Raw genomic sequence first — 864 nt, 5'->3', positions numbered from 1 at the left:
GGTACGCAGGCGACTATTGTACTAAATGCAGCCAACGAAATTGCAGTGGCGGCGTTTTTGGATGGACAAATTCGTTTAACTGACATTGCTGATATCAATGAGCGTGCCTTAAACGATATACAGCTGCCACCATTAAACGAAACGGCTGACATAGAAGATATATTAGCCATTGACAAGATAGCGCGTCACCTTACTGATAAGCTTGTAGCAAAGTTGGCATAATCGTAGCAATCATTAGCAATAGCGTATAAATCGTTAGCAATAGACAGCCTCTTGGTTAAAAGATGGTGCTAATAAACGATATTAGTGAAGATGTCGATGTTAATGTTGATAAAAAATGCTAAGCAACAATACTGAGAAAAGATCATGACGTTTTTATTAACGCTTCTTGCGGCAATATTTGTCTTAGGTCCACTCATTGCCTTACATGAGTGGGGTCACTATATCGTGGCACGGATGTGCGGCGTCAAAGTATTAACGTACTCTATCGGTTTTGGCCCTAAACTATTTGGCTGGACCAGCAAAAAAAGTGGCATCGATTATCGTATCTCAGCATTGCCACTCGGTGGCTATGTCAAAATGCTTGATGAGCGTGAAGGCAATGTCGCAAAAGATGAGCAGCATTTGGCATTTAATTATCAGCATCCGCTCAAGAAGATTGCGATTGTCGCCGCTGGCCCTATCATGAATTTCATCATTGCTATTGCGCTTTTTTGGGTGTTGTTTATGACGCCGTCTGAGCAATTGGCTACCAAAATCGGGCAAGTACTGCCAGATACCCCAGCTGCGATGGCGCAGTTACCTGTCGGTGATAAGATTGTTGCGATTGATGGACACGATGTACAGACGTGGGAAGGTATCAAT

General features: G+C 43.1%; 1 protein-coding gene and 1 pseudogene. Both read left to right on the top strand.

Annotation, left to right across the window (positions count from 1 at the left end; all coding sequences use genetic code 11):
* Window positions 1-222: pseudogene (locus ACS8FC_RS15995) on the top strand (1-deoxy-D-xylulose-5-phosphate reductoisomerase); the annotation flags it as partial.
* 144 nt (window positions 223-366) lie between these two features.
* A partial coding sequence (gene rseP, locus ACS8FC_RS15990; protein ID WP_439297495.1) for an RIP metalloprotease RseP occupies window positions 367-864 on the top strand: 498 nt, incomplete at its 3' end.

This window comes from Psychrobacter sp. 1Y4, from assembly GCF_051847555.1.
The sequence above is the reverse complement of the archived record's forward strand: the minus strand, read 5'-3'. Positions and strand labels throughout refer to the sequence as shown.